At 69.9% G+C, this 20,696-nt stretch carries 20 protein-coding genes and 1 tRNA gene; 7 read left to right on the top strand and 14 right to left on the bottom strand.

Going from position 1 to position 20,696, the window contains the following annotated elements:
* Positions 1–105 precede the first annotated feature (105 nt).
* On the bottom strand, positions 106–1,791 hold the full coding sequence (locus Q0812_RS07280; protein WP_302109650.1) for an amidohydrolase: 1,686 nt from the start codon (positions 1,789–1,791) through the stop codon (positions 106–108).
* Between the two features lie 100 nt (positions 1,792–1,891).
* Here Q0812_RS07280 and Q0812_RS07275 point away from each other — a divergent pair, with 100 nt between their 5' ends.
* Complete coding sequence (locus Q0812_RS07275) at positions 1,892–2,743, top strand: helix-turn-helix domain-containing protein (protein WP_302109649.1); 852 nt, start codon at positions 1,892–1,894, stop codon at positions 2,741–2,743.
* Between the two features lie 80 nt (positions 2,744–2,823).
* Entirely contained in the window at positions 2,824–4,182 is a 1,359-nt protein-coding gene (locus tag Q0812_RS07270; protein WP_302109648.1) for an alpha/beta fold hydrolase, read from the top strand.
* Between the two features lie 4 nt (positions 4,183–4,186).
* Here Q0812_RS07270 and Q0812_RS07265 read toward each other — a convergent pair.
* The 7 genes from Q0812_RS07265 to Q0812_RS07235 form a co-directional block, all read right to left on the bottom strand.
* Positions 4,187–4,272: transfer RNA gene (locus tag Q0812_RS07265), tRNA-Leu, on the bottom strand.
* A gap of 104 nt (positions 4,273–4,376) precedes the next feature.
* A complete protein-coding gene (locus Q0812_RS07260) occupies positions 4,377–5,384 on the bottom strand; it encodes a BON domain-containing protein (RefSeq protein ID WP_302109647.1) in 1,008 nt (335 codons plus the stop codon).
* A gap of 224 nt (positions 5,385–5,608) precedes the next feature.
* Complete coding sequence (locus Q0812_RS07255; protein WP_302109646.1) at positions 5,609–6,616, bottom strand: fumarylacetoacetate hydrolase family protein; 1,008 nt, start codon at positions 6,614–6,616, stop codon at positions 5,609–5,611.
* Positions 6,617–6,656: 40 nt separating this feature from the next.
* Positions 6,657–7,298 (bottom strand): hypothetical protein, encoded by a 642-nt coding sequence (locus Q0812_RS07250; protein ID WP_302109645.1) that lies wholly within the window; start codon positions 7,296–7,298, stop codon positions 6,657–6,659.
* Positions 7,299–7,371: 73 nt separating this feature from the next.
* Positions 7,372–7,632: a hypothetical protein gene (locus Q0812_RS07245; protein WP_302109644.1), complete on the bottom strand. Its 261-nt coding sequence runs from the start codon at positions 7,630–7,632 to the stop codon at positions 7,372–7,374.
* The gene (locus Q0812_RS07240) at positions 7,629–8,105 is read right to left on the bottom strand and encodes a methyltransferase family protein (RefSeq protein ID WP_302109643.1); all 477 of its coding nucleotides are present in this window, start codon (positions 8,103–8,105) and stop codon (positions 7,629–7,631) included. The genes Q0812_RS07245 and Q0812_RS07240 overlap by 4 nt, the downstream gene beginning before the upstream one ends.
* Positions 8,105–8,476 carry a cupin domain-containing protein gene (locus tag Q0812_RS07235; protein WP_302109642.1) on the bottom strand — a complete coding sequence of 124 codons (372 nt, stop codon included), beginning with the start codon at positions 8,474–8,476 and terminating at the stop codon, positions 8,105–8,107. Before Q0812_RS07235 ends, Q0812_RS07240 begins: the two co-directional genes overlap by 1 nt.
* Positions 8,477–8,580: 104 nt before the next feature.
* Here Q0812_RS07235 and Q0812_RS07230 point away from each other — a divergent pair, with 104 nt between their 5' ends.
* Positions 8,581–9,825 carry a trypsin-like serine peptidase gene (locus Q0812_RS07230; protein WP_302109641.1) on the top strand — a complete coding sequence of 415 codons (1,245 nt, stop codon included), beginning with the start codon at positions 8,581–8,583 and terminating at the stop codon, positions 9,823–9,825.
* Positions 9,826–9,828: 3 nt separating this feature from the next.
* Here the strand turns inward: Q0812_RS07230 and Q0812_RS07225 are convergent, their stop codons facing one another.
* The 3 genes from Q0812_RS07225 to Q0812_RS07215 form a co-directional block, all read right to left on the bottom strand.
* Positions 9,829–10,854: a TonB family protein gene (locus tag Q0812_RS07225; protein ID WP_302109640.1), complete on the bottom strand. Its 1,026-nt coding sequence runs from the start codon at positions 10,852–10,854 to the stop codon at positions 9,829–9,831.
* 63 nt (positions 10,855–10,917) lie between these two features.
* On the bottom strand, positions 10,918–11,262 hold the full coding sequence (locus Q0812_RS07220) for a TonB family protein (protein ID WP_302109639.1): 345 nt from the start codon (positions 11,260–11,262) through the stop codon (positions 10,918–10,920).
* Between the two features lie 29 nt (positions 11,263–11,291).
* The gene (locus tag Q0812_RS07215; RefSeq protein WP_302109638.1) at positions 11,292–12,188 is read right to left on the bottom strand and encodes a LysR family transcriptional regulator; all 897 of its coding nucleotides are present in this window, start codon (positions 12,186–12,188) and stop codon (positions 11,292–11,294) included.
* Positions 12,189–12,288: 100 nt separating this feature from the next.
* Between Q0812_RS07215 and Q0812_RS07210 the strand changes: the two genes are divergently transcribed.
* The 4 genes from Q0812_RS07210 to Q0812_RS07195 all read left to right on the top strand — a co-directional run bounded on the left by Q0812_RS07210 (position 12,289) and on the right by Q0812_RS07195 (position 16,001).
* On the top strand, positions 12,289–12,468 hold the full coding sequence (locus tag Q0812_RS07210) for a hypothetical protein (RefSeq protein WP_302109637.1): 180 nt from the start codon (positions 12,289–12,291) through the stop codon (positions 12,466–12,468).
* Positions 12,468–14,264 (top strand): PHA/PHB synthase family protein, encoded by a 1,797-nt coding sequence (locus tag Q0812_RS07205; RefSeq protein ID WP_302109636.1) that lies wholly within the window; start codon positions 12,468–12,470, stop codon positions 14,262–14,264. Before Q0812_RS07210 ends, Q0812_RS07205 begins: the two co-directional genes overlap by 1 nt.
* 67 nt (positions 14,265–14,331) lie before the next feature.
* Positions 14,332–14,691, top strand: coding sequence for a DUF1428 domain-containing protein (locus tag Q0812_RS07200; protein WP_302109635.1), 360 nt, complete (start codon positions 14,332–14,334; stop codon positions 14,689–14,691).
* Between the two features lie 68 nt (positions 14,692–14,759).
* Positions 14,760–16,001 (top strand): cation:proton antiporter, encoded by a 1,242-nt coding sequence (locus Q0812_RS07195; RefSeq protein WP_302109634.1) that lies wholly within the window; start codon positions 14,760–14,762, stop codon positions 15,999–16,001.
* Here the strand turns inward: Q0812_RS07195 and Q0812_RS07190 are convergent.
* Genes Q0812_RS07190 through Q0812_RS07180 form a run of 3 tightly spaced genes read right to left on the bottom strand, consistent with a single transcriptional unit; the run spans position 15,992 to position 20,662 of the window.
* Positions 15,992–17,134 (bottom strand): osmoprotectant NAGGN system M42 family peptidase, encoded by a 1,143-nt coding sequence (locus Q0812_RS07190; RefSeq protein ID WP_302109633.1) that lies wholly within the window; start codon positions 17,132–17,134, stop codon positions 15,992–15,994. The genes Q0812_RS07195 and Q0812_RS07190 overlap by 10 nt on opposite strands.
* Positions 17,131–18,897 carry an N-acetylglutaminylglutamine synthetase gene (gene ngg / locus Q0812_RS07185; RefSeq protein ID WP_302109632.1) on the bottom strand — a complete coding sequence of 589 codons (1,767 nt, stop codon included), beginning with the start codon at positions 18,895–18,897 and terminating at the stop codon, positions 17,131–17,133. Before ngg ends, Q0812_RS07190 begins: the two co-directional genes overlap by 4 nt.
* The gene (locus tag Q0812_RS07180) at positions 18,887–20,662 is read right to left on the bottom strand and encodes an N-acetylglutaminylglutamine amidotransferase (protein WP_302109631.1); all 1,776 of its coding nucleotides are present in this window, start codon (positions 20,660–20,662) and stop codon (positions 18,887–18,889) included. Before Q0812_RS07180 ends, ngg begins: the two co-directional genes overlap by 11 nt.
* Between the last annotated feature and the right edge of the window lie 34 nt (positions 20,663–20,696).

Raw genomic sequence — 20,696 nt, 5'->3', positions numbered from 1 at the left:
GAACCCGGTACCACCTATAACGAGACCACCGGGCGAAGGCCCGGCGCTCCGCCGCCTCTCCACCCTAACTCCGCAGCCAAAGGCGCGGGGGCGATCAGCCGCGCCTCACCAACCCTCGGCGCGATAGACCACCTGGCCGTCCACCACCGTCAGCAGCGCCCGCCCCTGCGGGATGTCCTCGGGCGCAGCCGTCATCAGGTCCACGTCGAAGACCGTGAAATCCGCCCGCTTGCCCGCCGTGATCGAGCCCAGCTCGTCCTCGCGGAACGAAGCGTAGGCCGGCCACAGGGTGAACATCTTGAGCGCGTCGCTGCGACTGACCGCCTCCTGCGGGCGCCAGTCCGGCCCCTGATGGCCGTTCAGATCGTGCCGCCAGACGGCGGCGTAGAACTCGATCAGCGGATCGCCGCGCTCCACCGGCGCGTCCGAGCCGCCGACCACGGTCACGCCGGACTCGATCAGGCTGCGCCAGGCGTAGGCCCCGTCCAGCCGCTGATCGCCCAGGCGGGCCGGGGCGAAGTGCAGGTCGCCGATGGCGTGGCTGGGCTGCATGGAGGCGATGACGTTCATGCCTGCGAACATGGCGTAGTCGCCCGGCCGGACGATCTGGGCGTGCTCGATACGCCAGCGCGGCTCGCGCACGGCGCGCTCGCTCGGCGGGACGGCGGACATGGCGTCCATGTACCAGCCCAGCACCTCGGCGTTGCCGCGGTCGCCGATGGCGTGGGTCGCCACCTGGATGCCGCGGCGCAGGGCGCGCTCATAGACCGGCAGGATCTGCGCTTCGCTTGTCTGCATCAGGCCGCGGGTGTCGGGCCGGTCGTGATAGGCCTCGAACAGGGCCGCGCCGCGCGAGCCCAGGGCACCGTCGGCATAGACCTTGATGGCGCGGGTGATGATGCGGCCGTCGGCGGCCTCGCGCGGGCCGCTCTCGAACAGGGGACCGGCGCCGCTCATATCCACGGCGTTGTAGACGCGCAGGGGCGCGCGGCCCTCTTCGGCCATGCGCTCCATCAGGGGCACGTCGGCCATGGGCGCGCTCATGTAGTGCAGCCCCGTCCAGCCGTAGCGGGCATAGACGCTGAAGCCCTCCTGATAGATGCGCTCCAGGCGTTCGGGCGTCGGGCGCGGCATGAGGCTCGCGACCAGCTGCTCGGCGGCGTCGACCAGCAGGCCGGTCGGCTCGCCGCCCGCATCCTTGAGGATTTCGCCCCCCGACGGCGCCTGGGTCTCGCGGGTGATCCCGGCCGCCTCGAGCGCCGCCGAGGACACGGCCGTCGCATGGCCGTCGGCCCGGCCCAGCAGCACCACCCGTCCCGGCGCGGCGGCGTCCAGGTCCTGACGGGTCAGGAAGCGGGCCTCCGGCCAATGAGTCTCGATCCAGCCCCGGCCGACGATCGGCCCCGTGGGGTTCGCCTCGGCCCACGCGGACAGCCGCGCCATGGCCTCGGCGATGGAGGCCGAACCCTCCAGGTTCAAGGTCAGCTCGCGCTCGCCGATGCCGTTCAGGTGAGCGTGGGCGTCGGTAAAGCCGGGAAACAGCGCCGCGCCCCGCAGATCGATCTCTGCCGCATCGGCGTCCAGCGCCGCCCTCGCGGCTTCAAGGTCGCCCACATAGGCGATGCGGCCCTCGCGCACGGCCACGGCCTCGGCCTGGGGCCGCGCGTCCTCGGCCGTGTGGATGGGACCGCCGAAGATGATCAGATCGCCCGGACGCGCCAGGGCCGTCGGAGCGCTCAGCAGCACCGCGGCGGCGAAACCGCCGAGACCAAGAAGAACCCGGAACGTCATGACGCTTCCCTCCGCGTGCGGCGGATCGACCCTTACCGCGATTTTAGTTTCCCCCCTGGCCAATCATGCACATGGTAGGCGCTGGGGAGGACGAGGGTTCATGGTCGACCGTTTCGTGCATGTCAAAGGCGCCGCCCCTGGCGGTTGGGTGGCTCCATCCGACGGGCATGTCGTGCTCAGCGAGGTGGCCGACACCGTGCTGCCCCTCGCTCCTCGGGGCCTGTCCGTAAAGCTGTGCCTGCAGGGCGAGGAACACTACGACTTCGGCGGCCAGAAGCTGGTCCTGCGCTCCGGCCACATGATGGTGGTTCAGGGCGAAACGCCGGGCGTCGCCACCCTGCCGCGCTCCACTCCATCGCTGGGCATGTGCATCTACCTGCCGCCGGATCAGGTGGATGAGAGCCTGTTCCCCCGCATCGGCTCCCGCGCCTATGTCACGGCCGCGGGCGGCTCGCGCCTGGGCCGCCTCGCGCTGAGGACGGCCGCCCGTCTGCATCAGCGGCCCGAGCTGGGGCCCCACGCCGCGCCGCGCCTGCTGGCGGCGACCCTCGCCTCGCTGCCCCAGCTGCAGAGCGAGACCCTGCAACGGTTTGAGGCCCTCGACTGCTCCAAGGCCTCGACGCGCCGCGAGCTTCTGCGCCGGCTCGAGCTGGCGCGCGTGCACCTGCACGAGAATGTGGACCGGCTGGTCTCGCTGAGCGAGCTGTCCCAGCTCGTGAACGTCTCGGCCTTCCACCTGGCGCGCAGCTTCTCGGCGGCCTACGGCATGCCGCCGGCCGCCTATCACGCCGATATCCGCATGAAGGCCGCGCGCATCCGCCTCCTGCGGGAGGGCCGCCGGCCGTCCCAGGTCGCGCATGACCTGGGCTATTCCGACCTGCGCGCCTTCAGCCGTGCTTTCAAGCGCGCCGTGGGCAGCCCGCCCAGCCTCTACGTGCGCGGCGCCGCCTGACGCCGATATTCAGCAAGAGCGGATACCCACGGGCGCGGTGAGCCGCACTAGACTCGAGCGTGCCTGAGGGGAGCTGAAGCATGATCCGCCGCCTGACCCGCGCCGCGCCCGGCCTGTTCGCCGCCGCCGCCCTGACCTTCGCGGCTCTCGCGGCCTCGGGGGCGCACGCCGAACTGCGCCGCCACGCCTTCCTCGGGCTGGGCCTCGGCCCTGCGGCGGCGGCCGAGGGGCAGGCTCAGCCTGGCATGCCCGTGACGGCCGTCACGCCGAACGGAACGGCCGCGGCCGCCGGACTTCAGGTCGGCGATCGTCTGATCAGCCTGAACGGCCGCGCCATCAACCAGGGCGCCCACCTGACGCGAACGGCCGCCGGCCTCCGCGCCGGGGACGAGGCCCGCTTCGTGGTGCTGCGCAGCGGGACCGAGATGACATTGACCGCCCCGGCGGCCCCGCGTGCGCCAGAGGTCTTCGCCGGCGGAACGGTCGACGCCGGAGAAGTGCCCTTCGACGGCGGGCGTCTGCGCGACATGCTGGTCATGCCCTCCAACGCCACGGCTGAGACGCCGGTCCTGTACCTGATCCAGGGCCACACCTGCATGACCATGGATAACGGCGGCGGCTTCGGCCCGTACCGGGCCCTGATCGAGGGGCTGCTGGCGCGCGGCGTCGGCGTCTATCGCGTCGAAAAGCCCGGCATGGGCGACAGCGACAGCCCGCGCGACTGCTACAGCATCTCCTACGAAACCGAGACCGCGGGCTTCCAGGCCGCCTACGACGCGCTGGTCGAGCGGCGCGGGATCGCGCCAGAGCGCATCTTCATCCTGGGCCACTCCATGGGCGGCCTCCAGGCGCCGCAGCTGGCGGCGCGTCGCGCCCCGGCCGGAGTCGCCGTGTACGGCACGGTGCTGCGCAACTGGGCCGACTATCTGCAGGGGATCTACAGCTTCCAGGCCTGGCTGGCCGACCCCTCGGTTGATCCCGGCCAGAACTACGCGGAGGCCGAGGCCCTGCGCGCCGAGCAGATGGACTACTATTTCTCGGGGCGCGACCCGCGCGAAACCGTCCGCATGCGGCCCCAGGCCGAGGCGGCGCTCCGCAACCTGGGCTGGGACGGCGAGGACCAGGTCGACGGCCACCACTGGTCGTATTTCCAGAGCATCGCCCGCGTGAACCTGCCGGCCGCCTGGCGCGACACGCGCAGCCCCGTGCTGGCGGTGCACGGCTCTGACGACTGGATCGCCTATAGCCGCGAGGATCACGAACTGATCGCCCGCCTGGTCAATAACCAGCGGCCGGGGACGGCCCGCTTCGTCAGCCTGGAGGGATTGAACCACGGCATGGCCAGCGTGGCGGCGGGCCAGAACGGCCAGCGCGCCTACGATCCGGCCTTCACCGGTCTGATCGCCGACTGGATCGAGGAGATCAGCGCCGCGCGCTGAAGCCTGGTGCCCCGGGTCGGACTCGAACCAACACGACCTTGCGGCCAGCAGATTTTGAGTCTGCCGCGTCTACCATTTCGCCACCGGGGCTTCGCCCCAAGCGGGGGAAGGCGGCGCAACATAACGGCGGCCCCCGCAAAGAAAAGCCCCTGGCCAGGCCGGCCAGGGGCGAAGGTCGACGATCAACAGATCGCCTAGTTGGTGTTCCGGGAGGACGCAGACGCCCGCGTGGTGTTCGAGGTCGCGGCCGTACCCGAATATTCCGAGCTCAGGCGGCTCGAATAGCTGTCGTCGCGCTCCTTGATGCGCAGGTTGTTCTGTACGTGACGCACGCCCGAGCAGCCTTCGACCAGGTCTTCGGCGCGCCGCTTGTCCCAGCGGCTGTCGACGTGGCCGCTCAGGGTGACTTCGCCGCCCTTGACCTCCAGCTCGATGTCCGAGGCGTCGAGCGTCCAGTCGTCGGACAGGCGGTCCGAGACGTCGTCCCGGATACGGTCGTCCGAGCGGGTGTAGTTCTTGGGACCTCGCCCACGGTGGCCGCGATCCTCGTCGTCGGAGAACCAGGACTTCACCTCGTCGCCGGCCTTCTGGAACCAGTTCCGGTCATCGCCGCGCTCCCAGTAGGGGCGGCCTTCGTTGTAGCCCTGATAGCCGCCGGCATAGGCGCTGTCGCCGCGGCGCGCGTCCTCGTAGTGGGGCCGCATGGCCTGGCCGCCGTAGTCGCCGCGCCAGCTGGAGCCGCGCGCGTACTGGTCCGGACCCGCCGGGTAGCCGTAGCGCTCCTGGCCGTAGCGACGCTGGCCATAGCCCGAGCCGCCGCGCGGCGACCAGCCGTACCCTTCCGCCCCCCGCTCGTACCGGTCGGAACCATACTGGCCATAGGATTGAGCCTGGCCGCCATAGCCGCCGTAACCCTGGCCCGGCGTCCCGCGCTCCGAGGCGCCGTCGGACGAGCCATAGCCCGAGCCCTGATACTGTTCGTCACGCCCACTGCGCGTGTCGGACCAGCTGCGGCCCTCATAGCCGCGATTGGCCGAGGCGCTGGAGCCGCCGAACTCCGAACCCTGACGCCAGTAGTCGTCGCGGCCGCTGAAGCGAGCCTGGTCCGGATGCTGGCGGCCATAGGCGCGCTCCTCCGGCGACATGTTGCTGTCGTGGCGGCGCTGGCGCAGGTCGTGTTGGTAGCGATCAAAATCGGCCATGATCTGTCTCCTTCCGGTTGGATTGAACGTCTGGCGTGGGCGCGCTCGCCCCCGCCGCGTCCCGTCAACCGGAGGCGGGCCTGACCGTTCCCGGTCAGCTCAAGTTCGAAGTGCGACATGTCGCCCTGACAGGCGGAACGGCCTGCTAAACCAAGCTACAGCGAGCGTTCGGAGGCGATCAGGAACAGCAGGCCTGGCATCAGACGCATGGTGGGGTCCCCCCGTTACGGCTTCGCCACCGTCTGTTCGATGGCCCCGAAGATGGAGCGGCCGCGTGCATCCTTCATCTCGATGCGGACCTGATCGCCCCACTTGAGGAAGGGCGTCTCGGGCTTGCCGCGAAGGATGGTCTCGACCATGCGCACCTCGGCGATGCAGGAATAGCCGAGCCCGCCCTCGGCCACCGGACGTCCAGGCCCGCCGTCCGCGTCGCGGTTCGAGACCGTGCCCGAGCCGATGATGGAGCCGGCGCCCAGGGGCCGCGTCTTGGCCAGGTGAGCGATCAGCACCCCGAAGTCGAAGGTCATGTCCACGCCCGCGTCGGCGCGGCCGAAGTCCTGGCCGTTGACCTCGACCAGAAGCGCGCCGTGCAGCTTGCCGTCCTTCCAGGCGTCGCCGAGCGCATCGGGCGTCACGAACACCGGCGACAGGGCGCTGGACGGCTTGGACTGGACGAAGCCGAAGCCCTTGCCGAGCTCGGCCGGGATCAGATTGCGCAAGGAGACGTCGTTGACCAAGCCCACCAGCTGGATGTGGCCCCGCGCCTCTTCGGGCGAAACGCCCTGGGGCACGTCGCCGGTGACGACCACGATCTCGGCTTCCAGATCGCAGCCCCAGGCCTCGTCGGCCAGCGGGATGGGGTCGCGCGGACCCAGCATGCCGTCGGAACCGCCCTGGTACATCAGGGGATCGGTCCAGAAGCTCTCGGGCATCTCGGCGCCGCGCGCCTTACGCACCAGCTCCACGTGGTTCACATAGGCCGAGCCGTCGGCCCACTGATAGGCGCGCGGCAGGGGCGCGGCGGCCTGACGCTCGTGGAAGCGGCCGCGCGGCACGGCGTCGTGCTCAAGGCTTTCGGCCAGGGCGCGCAGCTCCGGCCCGCAGCGTTCCCAGTCGTCCAGCGCCGCCTGCAGCGTCGGGGCGATCAGAAAGGCGTCGGTGTACCAGTGCAGGTCGTCCGAAACGACCACGAGGCGGCCGTCACGGCCAGACTTGAGCGATGCGAGTTTCATGGCTTCCTCGCTACCGCCCCGGGCGGCCGATGGGAAGCCTTCAGCCCAGCTGGCGCCGCGCCGCCTTGAGCCGACGCAACCCCTCGCCAGAGTTCCAGAAGTCGGCCAGATGGTCGACGGCCAGGCGCACACGGTCGAGGTCCAGCCCGTGACGCGGCTCGTCATGGTCGTCATGGCCGCCGTAGTCCCCGCCGGAGGATCCGCCGTTCACGGTGACGTTGATGACGTGCGACGCGGCCGAGTGGCTGTGGCCCTGGGCGGCGCCCGCGCCGCCGTGTCCATGAGCCTCGCCGTGAGGCGCTCCATGCTCGCCATGCCCGTGGCCATGGCCATGGCCATGGCCGCCAAAGCCCAGCGCCTCTTCCAGCTCGGCGTTGAGCGGCGCGATCTTGTCTGAAAGGTCGAGCACCTCGCCCAACCGGTCGCGCAGCTCGCGGTGCAGCTCCGTCGCCGCGCCGATCAGCTGATGGCGGTCGGCCTGACGCGCGGCCGTGCACTTTTTCTTGATGGCGTCCGCGATCTCCTGGCAGCGGCCGTCGCCGCGTGCGGCGCCCTCGCCCTGCTTCATGCCCAGCCAGAACATCAGGGCGGCCAGCAAAACCGCCGCCGCCACGAAGGCCAGGAACAGGGTCGGATCAAAGACCGGCGCGGGGTCCTCGATGGGGAACTCGGTCAGCGGCACGGCCCTCTCCCTCCCTGCGACCGTTAATCTTGACCATGGCGCCGCGCGGGCGGCAAGTCCGGCGGCGACGGCCTCAGCCCTGGATGATCAGCGAGGCGCGGGCCGAGGGGCCGTCGTCCGAAAGCCGGGCCTCGACCTCGCAGTGAACGGCCCCGCCGGGCTCGCCCGCCCAGAGGTAGGCCCGCATGACTTCGGCCTCGCGCCCGCCGGGCGTCAGGGCCGTGTAGCTGTCGGCCCAGGGCGTCGTCTTGACCAGCTCGCGCCAGGGCAGGCCAGCCGCCATGGCCAGTTCCTCGTCGGCCAGCGCCTTCAGATCCGCCTCGACGTCATTCACAGCCAGCGCCTGACGCGGCCGCGATAGTCGAGATAGGCCTGTCCGAACTTGCCCTCGAGATAGCGCTCCTCGCGCAGGATCACGCCCCAGGTCATCACGAGCAGGCAGACGGGCAGAAGCAGCAGCGCCCACCGGCTGCCCAGGCCGATGGCGAGGCCGAGATAGGTGATGGTGAAGCCCACATACATGGGGTTGCGGCTGAACCGGTACGGCCCGTCAGTCACCAGGACGGTGGCGGGCTTGTAGGGGATCACATTGGTCCCGGCGCGGCGGAAGAACCCGCCCGCCCACATTTCGAGCAGCAGACCCAGGACGATCAGGCCGACGGCGGCGCCGTTTCGCACCGGCGTCTCGATCGGCAGGCCCAGCGAACCCAGGAGCCGGTCGATGGTCCATCCCGCCAGCAGAAAGGCCGCGAAGATCAGGGGCGGCGGCGCGATGACCCCGGGCGCGTCTTTCGTCTCCGTCGCCATCAGACCGTCTCCCCCACTGGCGCCGTGTACTCGGACGGGGGCGCATCCCCCGTATTGATCACGTCGGACGCCTCGAAGATCAGCACCTCGGCCTCCTCGTCGGCGGCGGTGCGGTGCTCGACCCCGCGCGGCACGACGATGAACTGCCCCGGCGAGAGCTCGCGGACCGCGTCGCGGAACTCGACCCGGAACGCGCCCTTCCAGACCAGGAACATCTCTTCCGCATCGGGATGGCTGTGCCAGGGGAAGACCCCCTTCACCTTCACCAGACGCACGTCCTGGCCGTTGAGCTTCGCCGCCACGCGGGGGCGCCAGTGCTCGTGGATCAGGCCGAACTTTTCGGCGAGGTCGATGGGGACCGGCGCGTTCATGGCGCAAGTCTGGCGCTGGGCGCCTCGCCTGTCGAGCCGCTTGCGTAAAACGGCGCCGCGCCGCTTAATCGGGATCAGAGTCGGGGACCGGGGACAGTTTATTCATGCGTATCGCCATTGTGGGCCTTGCGGCCGTGCTCGCCCTTGCGGCCGGAGCCTCGGCCGGGCGGGCGCCCCAAACCCCTTCCGATAAGCCGGTCGCCTTGGCGGCGCTCCTGCGCCAGGCGGCTGTCGCCAAGCCGGGCGCAAGGGGCGGGGGCGACGACAGCTGCCGCTGGGCCAATGACCGGGAATGCGACGAGCCGGGCGTGGGCACCGGGGCCTGCACCTCGGGCACGGACGCCTCGGACTGCCGCTGGCTGATCGGTGGCGAGGCCGACGCCTGCCAGTGGGCCCGCGATGGCGAGTGCGACGAGCCCGGCATCGGCACGGGGGCCTGCGTACAGGGTTCAGACCGCAGCGACTGCCCCGGCGTTTCGCGCCTGCGCTTCCGCAACGACTCGTGCGCCACGGCCTTTAACGGCGTCTGCAACGAGCCCAACCAGCCGGGCATCCAGGGCGATGGAAGCTGCGAGATCAGGACCGACCGCCGCGATTGCGTGGGGGCCGAGCGGCCGCTGACGCTGAACGATCACTTCTTCGGCCGAGACGATCGGATCTTCATGGACCGAAGCCAGGACCCCTGGCGGGTGATCGGCCAGATCCACATGGATGACGGCTCGGCCTGCACGGCCACGCTGGTGGGCGTGAACGTGCTGATCACCGCCGCCCACTGCATCCACACGGATGGCCGGATCGCAGCGGCGGGCCGGTTCGAGACGGGACCTGCCGGGCGCATGTCCGAGGCCAGGATCACTGCCTATCTGCTCGACCCGCGCTTCGACTACCGCCGCTTCGTCGGCGGCAACGATATCGACGGACTGGACTGGGCCCTGCTGCGCATCGACCGGCCGCTGGGCCGTCAGCTGGGCTGGCTGCCCATGCGCAATCTGACGGGCCAGGGCCAGGGCGCCTGGCGCGCCGCGCGGCTGGATCAGGCCGGCTACAGCTGGGACACGGGCGAGCACCTGTCGGGCAATATCGGCTGCCGTATGACCGAGGTCTTCCCGGACAACACCTTCGCCCACGAGTGCGACACCACGCGCGGCGATTCCGGCAGCCCCTTCATGATCCGCGACGGGGGCCGCTGGTACGTGGTCGGGGTAGACTCCAACTTCCGCTCCAACCCCAAGGGTCCGCGCACCTATATCGCCGTCAGCGCCGCGAGCTTCATTGAACACCTGAACGCCTTCAGCGCCGGCCGCACGGGCACGCCCGTGGGCGGGGCGACAGGCACGCGGCGGAAGTAGGCGTTACCCGGCCGCGGGCGCGGGTTCGGTTTGGGGCGCCTGAGGATCGATGAACTGGATCGGCAGCCGGATGCGGCGCAGCTGCAGAGGCCGCCCGTCGCTGGTCCAGGGGACCATCTTGAAACTGGGCGCGATACCCAGCGCCGCCTCGCCGAAACCGAGGCCCTGGGGGTCCTCGTCGCGCACGCGGCACTCGATGAGATCCCCGGCCGGCGTCACCTCGCACTGCACGGTCGCCTGCCCCTCGATGCGGCCCGCCGCGCGGGCGGCGGCGGGGAAGCTGGCGGCCAGCTGCTCAGGCGCGGGCAAGGCGCGCCACTGGGGCGCGATGCGCTCGCCAACCTCCGGATCGGTGCCGGGCTGGTCGAAGAAGAAGGGGACATAGACACGGGGCCGGACGTGTCCACGGTCCGGCTCCGCCTGGCGGGGGTCGAGGCGGAAGTGCTCGGTCAGGCGCAGGGCCGCGTCGCCGAAAGCGCGGGGCGTGGCGTCTCGGATCTCGCAGCGGCGCAGAGTTCCATCGCCTTGGACCTGACACATAAGCTGGGCCCGGCCGTCCCCGGTGGCGTTTCGAGGATAGGCCGCGTCCATCTGCTCCCGCGTCGGGGCCTGCAGCCATGCCGGCTGGCCGATGACACGGAACGAGCGCATGCCCACCTGACGGCCTTCCGGCGCGATGAGTCGCAGGGGGATATCTACCTGCGCGCCGGACACCGGCACGCCGTCGCGCAGTTGAGGACGCATGCGGAATGTCTGCGCCATTTGTAACACCGCCAGGCCGAAGCCATAGCCCGTGGGACTCTCTTCAATGACTGTGCAGTTCTGGAGGGCTCCGTCCGCCGAGACCGAGCAGCGGATCACGGCCTGGCCCGAAACGCCCTCAGCGAGCGCGCGGGCGGGGAATACGCTGGCGAGATCATCTTCCGACGGGCGGCGCACCCAGTCGGGATTGGTGATCATGACCGGCGCTTCGGCCTGAGCCTCTTGCGCATCTATTGCATTCAGGGCCGCCAGAACGGTCAGGATCACGAGCGCCTCCCTTGACTTGGGAGCACCACCCTAGGCTGTGGCGTCGCCACGCCGCAAGCTTGGCTATCGCGCGCCGGCTTCAGGCGCCTCGGGCGCCTCGGGCGCCTCGAAGCGGAGGGGAATGGTCACTACGGCGCCGGACCCTGGCCCGCCCCGCTCAGAACGGAAGCGAAACTGTGCTGCGGCGCGCAGGGCCGCCTCTCCGAAACCCATTCCGGCGGGGGACTCTTCGATCACTTCACAATGCTGAGCGCTGCCGTCGTGGATGACCCTGCACCGTAGGGTCACGCTTCCGGAACGAATGTTCCGGCGCAGCGCCTCGGCCGGAAAGCCTTCCGGTTCGCCCGTATCGACGGCGGTCGGTTCCTGCGCCAGCAGGGCGACGGCCAGGGCGGCTGTTACGAACATGCGGTTCTCCTCGACCTGAGACCCTGCCCTCAGAACGCCCTCTTCGCCAGCCGCACCTGCTCGGCGATGAACTCCGTGACGGCCCGGATGCGCGCCAGGCCGCGCATGTCGGCGTGGGTGACCAGCCACAGGGCGCGGGTCAGGCCCACCTGGCCGTCCAGCACCTTGACCAGGCCCGGCTCGGCCCGGCCGATGAAGTCGGGCAGCACGCACAGGCCAGCGCCGGCCAGGCAGGCCTGCAGCTGGGCGATGAGGTTCGAGCTCTTGAAGGCGACGCGGATTTCGGCGTCGGGCGCCTGCATGTAGTCGAGCTCCGGCGCGTAGAGCAGCTCTTCGATGTAGCCGATGAAGCGGTGGGCGCTCATGTCGGCGCGGGTTTCCAGCGGCGGCGCCGAGGAAAGGTAGGCCGGCGCGGCGTAGAGGCTAAGGCCGTAATCCACCAGCTTGCGCACCGCGAGGCGCCCCTCGCGCGGCGGACTGAGCGCGACGGCGATGTCGGCCTCGCGCTTGGACAGGCTGACCACCCCGGGGATGGCCACCAACTGCAGCTCCAGTTCCGGATGCTGTTCGGCCCAGGCGCCCATGCGCGGCGCCAGAAAGTAACTGCCGAAGCCCTCGGGCGCGCCGACCCGCACCACGCCGGACAGCTTCAGGTCCGCCTCGCCCAGCTGGGCCGCCGTGCGCAGGGCTAGGCTCTCCATGGCCTCGGCGTGGGGCATCAGGCGTTCGCCATGGGCCGTCAGGCTGTACCCCGTGGGGGCGCGGTGAAACAGCGCCGCCTTCAGGCCCCGCTCCAGCGCGGCGATGCGGCGCGAGACGGTGGCGTGATCCACCCCCATGCGCTGGGCCGCCGCCGTCAGCTTGCCCGTGCGCGCCACGGCCAGAAAGGCGCGCAGGTCGTTCCAGTCGAAGTCGGTCGCCGGCATTCTGGGGTATGCGTATTTCCGCACAAGGATAGCGCCGTTCTTCGCATGGATCAGGGAAAACCGCCAGCCTATAGGAGCGGGGCCAGCAAGGATCACCACCATGCCCTTCGACGCTTTCGACACCCCCGCCGCCGACGTTCTGCCCCAGGACACCGCCCAGCTGATCGCCGCCGCCGCCGACCCGGCCGCCGACATGGACGAGCAGCGCCTGCTGGCCTTCCTGTTCGTGGCCCCGCGCCCGTGCGAAGCCCTTGACCGGCTGCTGGACCTGGCCGCCTGATGACCGCCATGGATCGCAAGGGCGTCTTCTCCGCCACTCCCGCCGCCGCCGACCCCGCCGAGACGGCGCGGGTGCTGGCCGAGCTGGCGGCCAACGCCTCGAACGCGGTGCGCGCGGCCCATGCCCGGGCGCTGAGCCCCCAGCCCCTGCCCTACGATCCCTTCGCCCCCGCCAAGGCCTTCACCGCCTTCCAGATGGCGCTGATGAGCCGCCCGCTGGACGTGATGCAACGCCAGATGGACGCCGCCCAGGAGTGGGCCCAGCTGTGGACCTCGACCGCCTCGCGCGCTTTGGGTCTTGAGACCGAGCCGGTGGTCACGCCCCAGCGCGGCGACCGCCGCTTCTCCAGCCCCGCCTGGAGCGAGGAGCCGGCCTTCGACGCCTTGAAGCAGGCTTACCTGCTGGCGGCCCAGCAGCTGGCCGATCTGGTCGAGACGGCGGAACTGGACCCCGAAACACACGCGAAGGTCGACTTCTTCAGCCGCTCGCTGATGAACGCCCTGTCGCCCTCCAACAATCCGCTGACCAATCCCGACGCCGTCAGGAAAACCCTCGAGACGGGCGGGCTGAACCTGCTGCAGGGCCTGTCCAACCTGCTTGAGGACCTGGGCGGCGAGCGCGGCCTGGTGAAGCGCCGCGTGCAGGAGGCTTTCGAGCTGGGCGAGACCATCGCCGCCACGCCGGGCCAGGTCGTGTTCGAGAACGATCTGCTACAGCTGATCCAGTACGCGCCCTCGACCGAGCAGGTCTTCAAGCGCCCGCTGCTGTTCGTGCCGCCCCTCGTCAACAAGTACTACCTGTTCGACCTGACTCCCCGCTCCAGCTTCCTGAAGTGGCTGGTGGACGAGGGTCACACCGTCTTCGTGATCAGCTGGGCCAACCCGGACGAGACCCTGCGCGACAAGGGTCTGGACGCCTATGTGACCGAGGGCGTCATCGCCGCCATGGACGCGGTCCAGAAGGCCACGGGCGAGGCTGACCTGGACCTGGTCTCCTACTGCCTGGGCGGCACGCTGGTGGCCATCACCCTTGCCCTGCTGGCGGCGCGCGGAGAGGCCGGACGCGTGGCCTCCGCCACCCTGATCGCCTCGCTGGTGGACTTCTCCGAAATCGGCGAATGGTCCGCCTTCCGCGGCGAAGACGACCTCAGGGCCTTCGAGGCGCACCTGGACCATAAGGGCTATGTGGAGGCCCACGACCTGGCGCGCCTTTTCAGCGCCGTGCGCGCCAACGACCTGATCTGGGGCCCGGCCGTGTCGCACTATCTGTTGGCCGAGGAAGGCCGTCCGTCCGACCTGCTCTGGTGGTTCGATGACGCCGCCCGGATCCCGGCCCGATTCCTCAAGGACTATGGCCGCAAGGTGCTGCGCGAGAACCGCCTGACCGAAGGCGGACTGACCATCGACGGGACCACCATCGACCTGAAGGCGGTCAAGACGCCGGTCCACATCGTGGCCTTCAAGGACGACCACGTCTCCTCCTGGCGGCGCACCTTCGAGAACCTGAAGGCCTTCGGGGGCAAGACCCGTTTCATCCTGGGCGGCTCGGGCCACAACGCCGGCATGATCAACCCGCCCTCGGCGGGCAAGCACGGCTTCTGGACGGGCGACGACAAGGCCCCTGACGCCGACGCCTGGTTCGCGGGCGCCGCGAAGCACGAGGGCAGCTGGTGGCCCGCTTGGCGCGAGCGCCTTGCCGGCGCCAAGGCCGCCAAGGTGGACGCCCGCACGCCGGGCGAGGGCGGCCTGCCCGCCATCGAGCCCGCCCCCGGACGTTACGTGCGCGTGCGCTACTGAAATCGGGCCTGTAGGATTCCTCCCCGGCCGTTCGTCCTTACGGACGTACGCAACAGAGGAGGCGAGGATGCCCTACGTGGACGGTTTCGTGCTGGCGGTCCCGAAGGACCGGCTGGAGGACTACAAGGCCATGGCCCGGCTGGGCGGCGAGGTGTGGATGGGCCACGGCGCCCTGTCCTATGTCGAGTGCATCGCCGACGACGTGCCCTATGGCGAGCTAACCTCCTTCCCTCGCGCCGTTCAGGCCACAGAGGATGAGGTGGTGGTGTTCTCGTGGGTCACCTACGCCTCGCGCCAGGCCCGCGACGAGATCATGGCCAAGGTCATGGCCGACGAGCGGCTGAAGGACTACATGCAGAACATGCCCTTCGACGGCAAGCGCATGATCTTCGGCGGTTTCGAGGCCTTCGTTCAGCACGGCAGCTGAACCTAGCTTACGGCGCCGATTTCACCTCAAGCCGTCACGCTTTAGGCTCCTGCTGGTGTGAGGATGCGATGGACGGATTCCAGATTGGCGCGGCGTTCCTCGTCCTGGTGGCCGTCGTCGGCTGGTTGAACGTGCGATTCCTGCGCCTGCCGACGGCGGTGGCCATGATGACCGCCGGGCTTCTGGGTGCGGCGGCCCTGCTGCTCCTCAGCCGCCCCGATTCGTCTGTCCCGGCGGCGAGGGAGCTGCTGGATGTGCTGCGCGGGATCGACTTTTCCGAGACGGTGTTGGGCTACATGCTGGCCTTCCTGCTGTTCGCGGGGGCCATGCACGTGGACATGGCCGAGCTGCGCCGCCGCGGCCTGTCGGTACTGACCCTGTCGACGCTGGGTGTCCTGGCTTCGACCCTGATCGTGGGCTTCAGCCTGTGGTGGGCGGCGGGCCTTCTGGGCCTGCCTCTGCCCCTGCCGTGGGCGTTCGTCTTCGGGGCGCTGATCAGCCCAACCGATCCTATCGCCGTCCTGGCCGCCGCCCGGCAGGGCAAGCCCTCCGAACTGCTCAAGGCCGTGCTCCAGGGCGAGGCCTTGTTCAATGACGGAGTCGGCATCGTCGTCTTCGGCGCGGCCCTGACCTTCGCCGTGGGCGCCGAGACCCACGGCCCGCTGATCACGGCAGGGCATGCCCTGCTGGAGGCGGGCGGCGGCGGCGCCATCGGCGCGAGTCTGGCCCTGATCGCCATTCGCGCCCTGCGCTCCATCGACGACTATGCGGCCGAGGTGATCATCACCCTGGCGCTGGCGGCCGGCGCCTACGCCCTGGCCCAGGCCCTGCACTTCAGCGGCCCGATCGCTGGTGCGGTGGCGGGCCTGCTGGTCGGGACGCCGCATGCCGCCACGGCCATGAGCCAGTCGACGCAGCGGTATGTGCGCGGTTTCTGGGCGCTGGTGGATGAAATCCTGAACGCCCTGCTGTTCCTGTTCCTGGGCCTGGAGCTGGCGGTGCTGGGTATCGACGGCAGACATGCCGGACTGTGGCTGGCCGCCATCGTCCTGGTGCTGGCTTCAAGGCTGCTGGTCGTCTTGCCCTGGGGCTGGGGTCTACGCCGCCGCCATGCCGAAGCCGGGCTGACCCGCCTCCTGTGGTGGGGCGGCCTGAGGGGTGCGATTTCGCTGGCCCTGGCGCTGACCCTGCCGCAGGGCCCGGAGCGGGACCTGGTGCTCAGCGCCACCTTCGCCGTGGTGGCCTTCTCGGTTCTGGTCCAGGGGCTCAGCTTCCCGGCCCTGACGCGACGGCTGACCGATCATTCCTGAGCCGGTGAGGCTGCCTGGTTCTGGTGGGTGAAGCCCTCGACGCCGGCCATCGGCTTCAGGTCGCGCTCGATCTCCACGGGGCTGGCCGCATAGAGCAGCACCAGCCGCGCCAGCGAGGTCAGGGCGTTCATGTGGATGCGCTCATAGCCATGGCTGGCGTCGATACCGAAGGTCAGCAGGGCCGTTCGGATGTCGGCGCCGGACTCCAGGGCGGAGGCCGAGTCCGACCGGTAGTAGCGGAAGACGTCCTTCTGAAAGGGCACGCCGTGTTCGCGCGCCAGGCGCACCAGCTTGCGCGTCAGGTGCCAGTCGAAGGGGCCGGTCTGGTCGGCCATGGCGATGGTCACGCCGAACTCGCTGGAGTTCTGGCCGGGCGCCGTCGTGCCGTTGTCGATGGTCACCATGCTGGCCACGTCCGGAACCAGGACGGAGGAGGCGCCGGAGCCCACCTCCTCGGCGATGGTGAAAAGCCAGAAGACGTCCACGTCCGGCTTTAGCCTCGCGCGGGCCGCCGCCTCCATCGCCGCCAGCATGACGGCCACGCCGGCCTTGTCGTCGAGGTGGCGCGAGACGATGTAGCCGTTGTCCAGAAACTCGGGTTGCGGGTCGATGGCGACGATGTCTCCGATGTCGACGCCCAGCGCCCGCACGGCCTCGGCGTCCTCCACGTGGGCGTCGATGCGCAACTCCACGTGCCGCCAGCCGACCGGCTGGGTGTCCACCTCCTCGTTGAAGGTGTGGCCCGACGCCTTGAGCGGGAGGATCGTGCCCCGCCAGGCGCACGCCTCGCCGAAGACAGTGCAGCGCGCGCCCTCGGCGAAGCGGGCCGACCAGTGGCCGATGGGCACCACTTCGAGCCGACCGTTCTGCTTGATGCGCTTGACCTGGGCCCCCAGGGTGTCGAGGTGGGCCACCACCGCTCGCGCCGAGTTGGGCGAGCCGCCCTTGGTGTGCGCGCGGATGGCGCCCCGCCGGGTCAGCTCGTAGGCATAGCCCAGACGGTCCAGCTCGCGGCAAACCTCCCAGACGATCTCGTCCGTGTAGCCTGTGGGGCTGGCGATGCCGAGCAGACGGCCCAGCTGCTGCTTCAGGTAGTCGGCGTCTATGGCGGTGTCGGCGATGGGCAGGGTCACGGGGCGGCTCTCTGCACGGTCAGAGGAAAGAGCAGGTCGATAAAGCGCTCGGCGGTGGGCCGGGGTTCATGGTTCGCCAGACCGGGGCGCTCGTTGGCTTCGATGAAAACATAGTCGGGCCCGGACAGATCCGGGACCATCAGGTCGATGCCTGTCACGGGAATGTCGATGGCGCGGGCCGCGGCGATCCCGGCCTCCACCAGATCCGGATGCAGCTGATCGGTCACATCGTGGATGGTGCCGCCCGTGTGCAGGTTGGCGGCCTTGCGCACCTCCACGTCGCGGCCGTCAGGCGCGATGTCGTCCAGGGAGAAGCCCGCCTCGGCGAGGCAGCGCTCCGTCTCGGCGTCTATGGGGATGGACGATTCTCCGCCCGTGGCCGCCTCGCGCCGGCGGCTCTGGTGAGCGATGAGCTCGCGAAAGCTGCTGCGGCCGTCGCCGGTGACGCGGGGTGGGCGCCGGACGGCCGCGGCGACCAGCTGGAAATCGATGATGACCAGGCGCAGATCCACCCCGGTGGCCGCCTCCTCGACCAGCACGTCAGGGCACAGGCGACGGGCCGCCTCGAGCGCGGCCTCCACGGCGGTAAGGTCCGACAGGCCCACGGCCACGCCCTTGCCCTGCTCGCCGCGCGCCGGCTTGACCACGAGCGAGCCGTGCCGCTTGAGCGCCCCGGCGATGGCCTTGGCGTCGTCCGCGTCATAGGCCTGGGGCACGCGCACTCCGGCGGCCTCGACAATGCGGCGGGTGACGCGCTTGTCGTCGCAGATGGACAGGGCCACCGCCGTAGTCAGTTCGGACAGACTCTCGCGGCAACGGATGGAGCGACCGCCCCAGGTGAGGCGGAACAACCCGCCCTCGGCGTCGATCACCTCGGCCATGATGCCACGCCGTCGCGCCTCGTCGACAATGATGCGGGCGTAGGGGTTCAGCCGTTCGCCGTCGTCCGCGGGTCCGGTGAACAGGGCCTCATTGATTGTGTTTCGGCGCTTCACCGCGAAGAAGGGCACGCGCCGGAAGCCGAGCTTGCGATAGAGGGCGATGGCCTGCTCGTTGTCGTGGATGACCGACAGGTCCATGTAGGCCGCGCCGCGCGCCGTCATGTGTTCGGCCAGGGTGCGCACCAGCGCCTCGCCCACGCCCGGCTGGACCGCCTGGGGATCGACCGCGAGGCACCACAGGGACGAGCCGCACTCCGGATCCCCGAAGGCGCGGTGGTGGTTCACGCCGGTGACGCTGCCGATGATCTCGCCGCTGATCTCGTCCTCGGCCACCAGATAGGTCAGGGCGCGGTCGTCCCGGCGGCTCCAGATGAACTCGGGCGGGGCCGTCACCATGCGCCGGGAGGCATAGATGCGGTTGACCGCCTGAGCGTCGGCCTCGGTGGCCAGGCGCCGGACGTGAAATCCCTTGGGCCGGCGCCGCGCCGGGCGGTAGGTCGACAGGTCCAGCCGGAAGGTGTGGGAGGGATCGAGGAACACCTCCTGCGGAGCGCCGGCCATGATCACGTGTGGGTCGCGCACGTAGAAGGCGATGTCGCGCTGGTCAGGCCCCTCAGCGCGCAACGTCTCGATGAGGGGCTCGGCGGCCGTGAAAGTCTGGGCGAAGAGCAGGCGCCCCCACCCGCAGTCGAGGACGGCGTTCTCGACCCAGTCCTCGCCGGCGTCGCCGCGGACCATGGGCTTCAGCCCCTCGGTCCGTAGCCGCTTGAGCCGGTGCGCCTGACCCCGCGCCCGCTGCGCGCTTCGGGCTTCAGAGGCCATGGGACTGCAGCCAAAGCTCGAGCAGGGCCGCCTGCCACAGCTCTGAGCCGTTCAGGGGCGTGATGTGCTCGGTCGGGCGGTCGAACAGGTCGTCCAGCCAGGCCTTCTGGAACAGCCCCCGCTCGCGCGCCGCTTGGGAGGTCAGGGCGTCCCGGGTCATGTCCAGATAGGGGCCCTGGATGTATTTCAGCGCGGGGACGGGGAAGTAGCCCTTCTTGCGGTCGATGACCTCGGAGGGGACGACCTTGCGGGCGGCCGCCTTCAGCACGCCCTTGCCGCCGTCGGCCAGCTTGTGTTCGGGCGGGATGCGACCGGCCAGCTCGACCAGTTCGTGGTCGAGGAAGGGCACGCGGGCCTCCAGGCCCCAGGCCATGGTCATATTGTCCACCCGCTTGACCGGGTCGTCGACCAGCATGACCTGGGTGTCGAGCCGGAGCGCCTTGTCGACGGGCGTCTCGGCGCCGGCCTCTGCGAAATGGGCTTCCACAAGGGCGCGGCTGGCGTCCTGATCGATCATCCAGTCGGGGGACAGCTGGCGGCCCAGCGCCTCATGGCTGCGGTCGAAGAAGGCCTGGGCGTAGTCGCCCACCGGGTCGGATGAACCCACCAGCGGAGGGTACCAGTGGTATCCCGCGAACACCTCGTCGGCCCCCTGGCCCGACTGGACGACCTTGATGTGCTTCGAGACCTCCTGGCTGAGCAGGTAGAAGCCGACGTTGTCGTAGGAGACCATCGGCTCGCTCATGGCGTGGATGGCGCCGGGCAGGGCCTCCATCAGCCGCTCGTGGGGCACGAAGATCTTGTGGTGCCGCGTGCCGAAACGTTCGGCGATCAGGTCGGAATAGACGAACTCGTCGCCCTTCTCGCCGTTGGCCTCCTCGAAGCCGACCGAAAAGGTCATCAGGTCGGTCTGACCCAGCTCGGCCAGGAGGCCGGTGATGACGCTGGAATCGACGCCGCCGGACAGCAGCACGCCCACCGGCACATCGGCCACCATGCGCCGCTTGACCGCCAGGCGCAGGGCGTCGAGGACCAGGTCGCGCCATTCCTCGAAGGGACGCTCGGCGTCGCCCGCCTGGCGCTGCAGCACCGGACGCCAGTAGCGATGGTCCTCGAACCGCCCGTCGGGCTCATAGACGCGGATCGTCGCGGGCGGGAACTTCGTCACGCCCTTCAGAATGGTGTGCGGCGGGGGCACGACCGCGTGGAACGTCATGTAGTGGTGCAGACCAACCGGATCGATGCTGCGGTCCACGTCGCCGGCGGCCAGCAGGCACGGCAGGCTGGAGGCGAAGCGCAGGCGCTTGCCCTGCTCGGCCAGATAAAGCGGCTTGATGCCGAAGCGGTCGCGCGCCAGCACCAGCCGGCCGCCGTCGCGCTCGTGAATTGCGAAGGCGAACATGCCATGCATGCGCGAGGGCGCCTCGACGCCCCACTGGGCCCATGCCTTCAACACGACCTCGGTGTCGCCGTCCGAGAAGAAGGTGTGGCCCAGGTTGATCAGCTCGGCCCGCAGTTCCGGATAGTTGTAGATACAGCCGTTGAAGACGACGCTGAGACCAAGTCCGGGGTCGACCATCGGCTGCTGGGCGCGTTCGGACAGGTCGATGATCTTCAGGCGGCGATGGCCCAGTCCCACGGGTCCGCGCAGCAGGACGCCCTGGCCGTCCGGCCCTCTGGGCGCAAGACTGTCCGTCATCCGCGCCAGCGCCGAGGCGTCGGCGGGCCGTCCGTCGAAATTGATCTCGCCGCTAAGGCCGCACATGCGTCATCCTTGTTGTTCGGAATGTGTGGACACA

This window comes from Peiella sedimenti (assembly GCF_030504955.1).
GTDB lineage: Bacteria > Pseudomonadota > Alphaproteobacteria > Caulobacterales > Caulobacteraceae > Brevundimonas > Brevundimonas sedimenti.
Note: the sequence above shows the minus strand (reverse complement) of the source record. Positions and strands in the feature narration are given on the sequence as shown.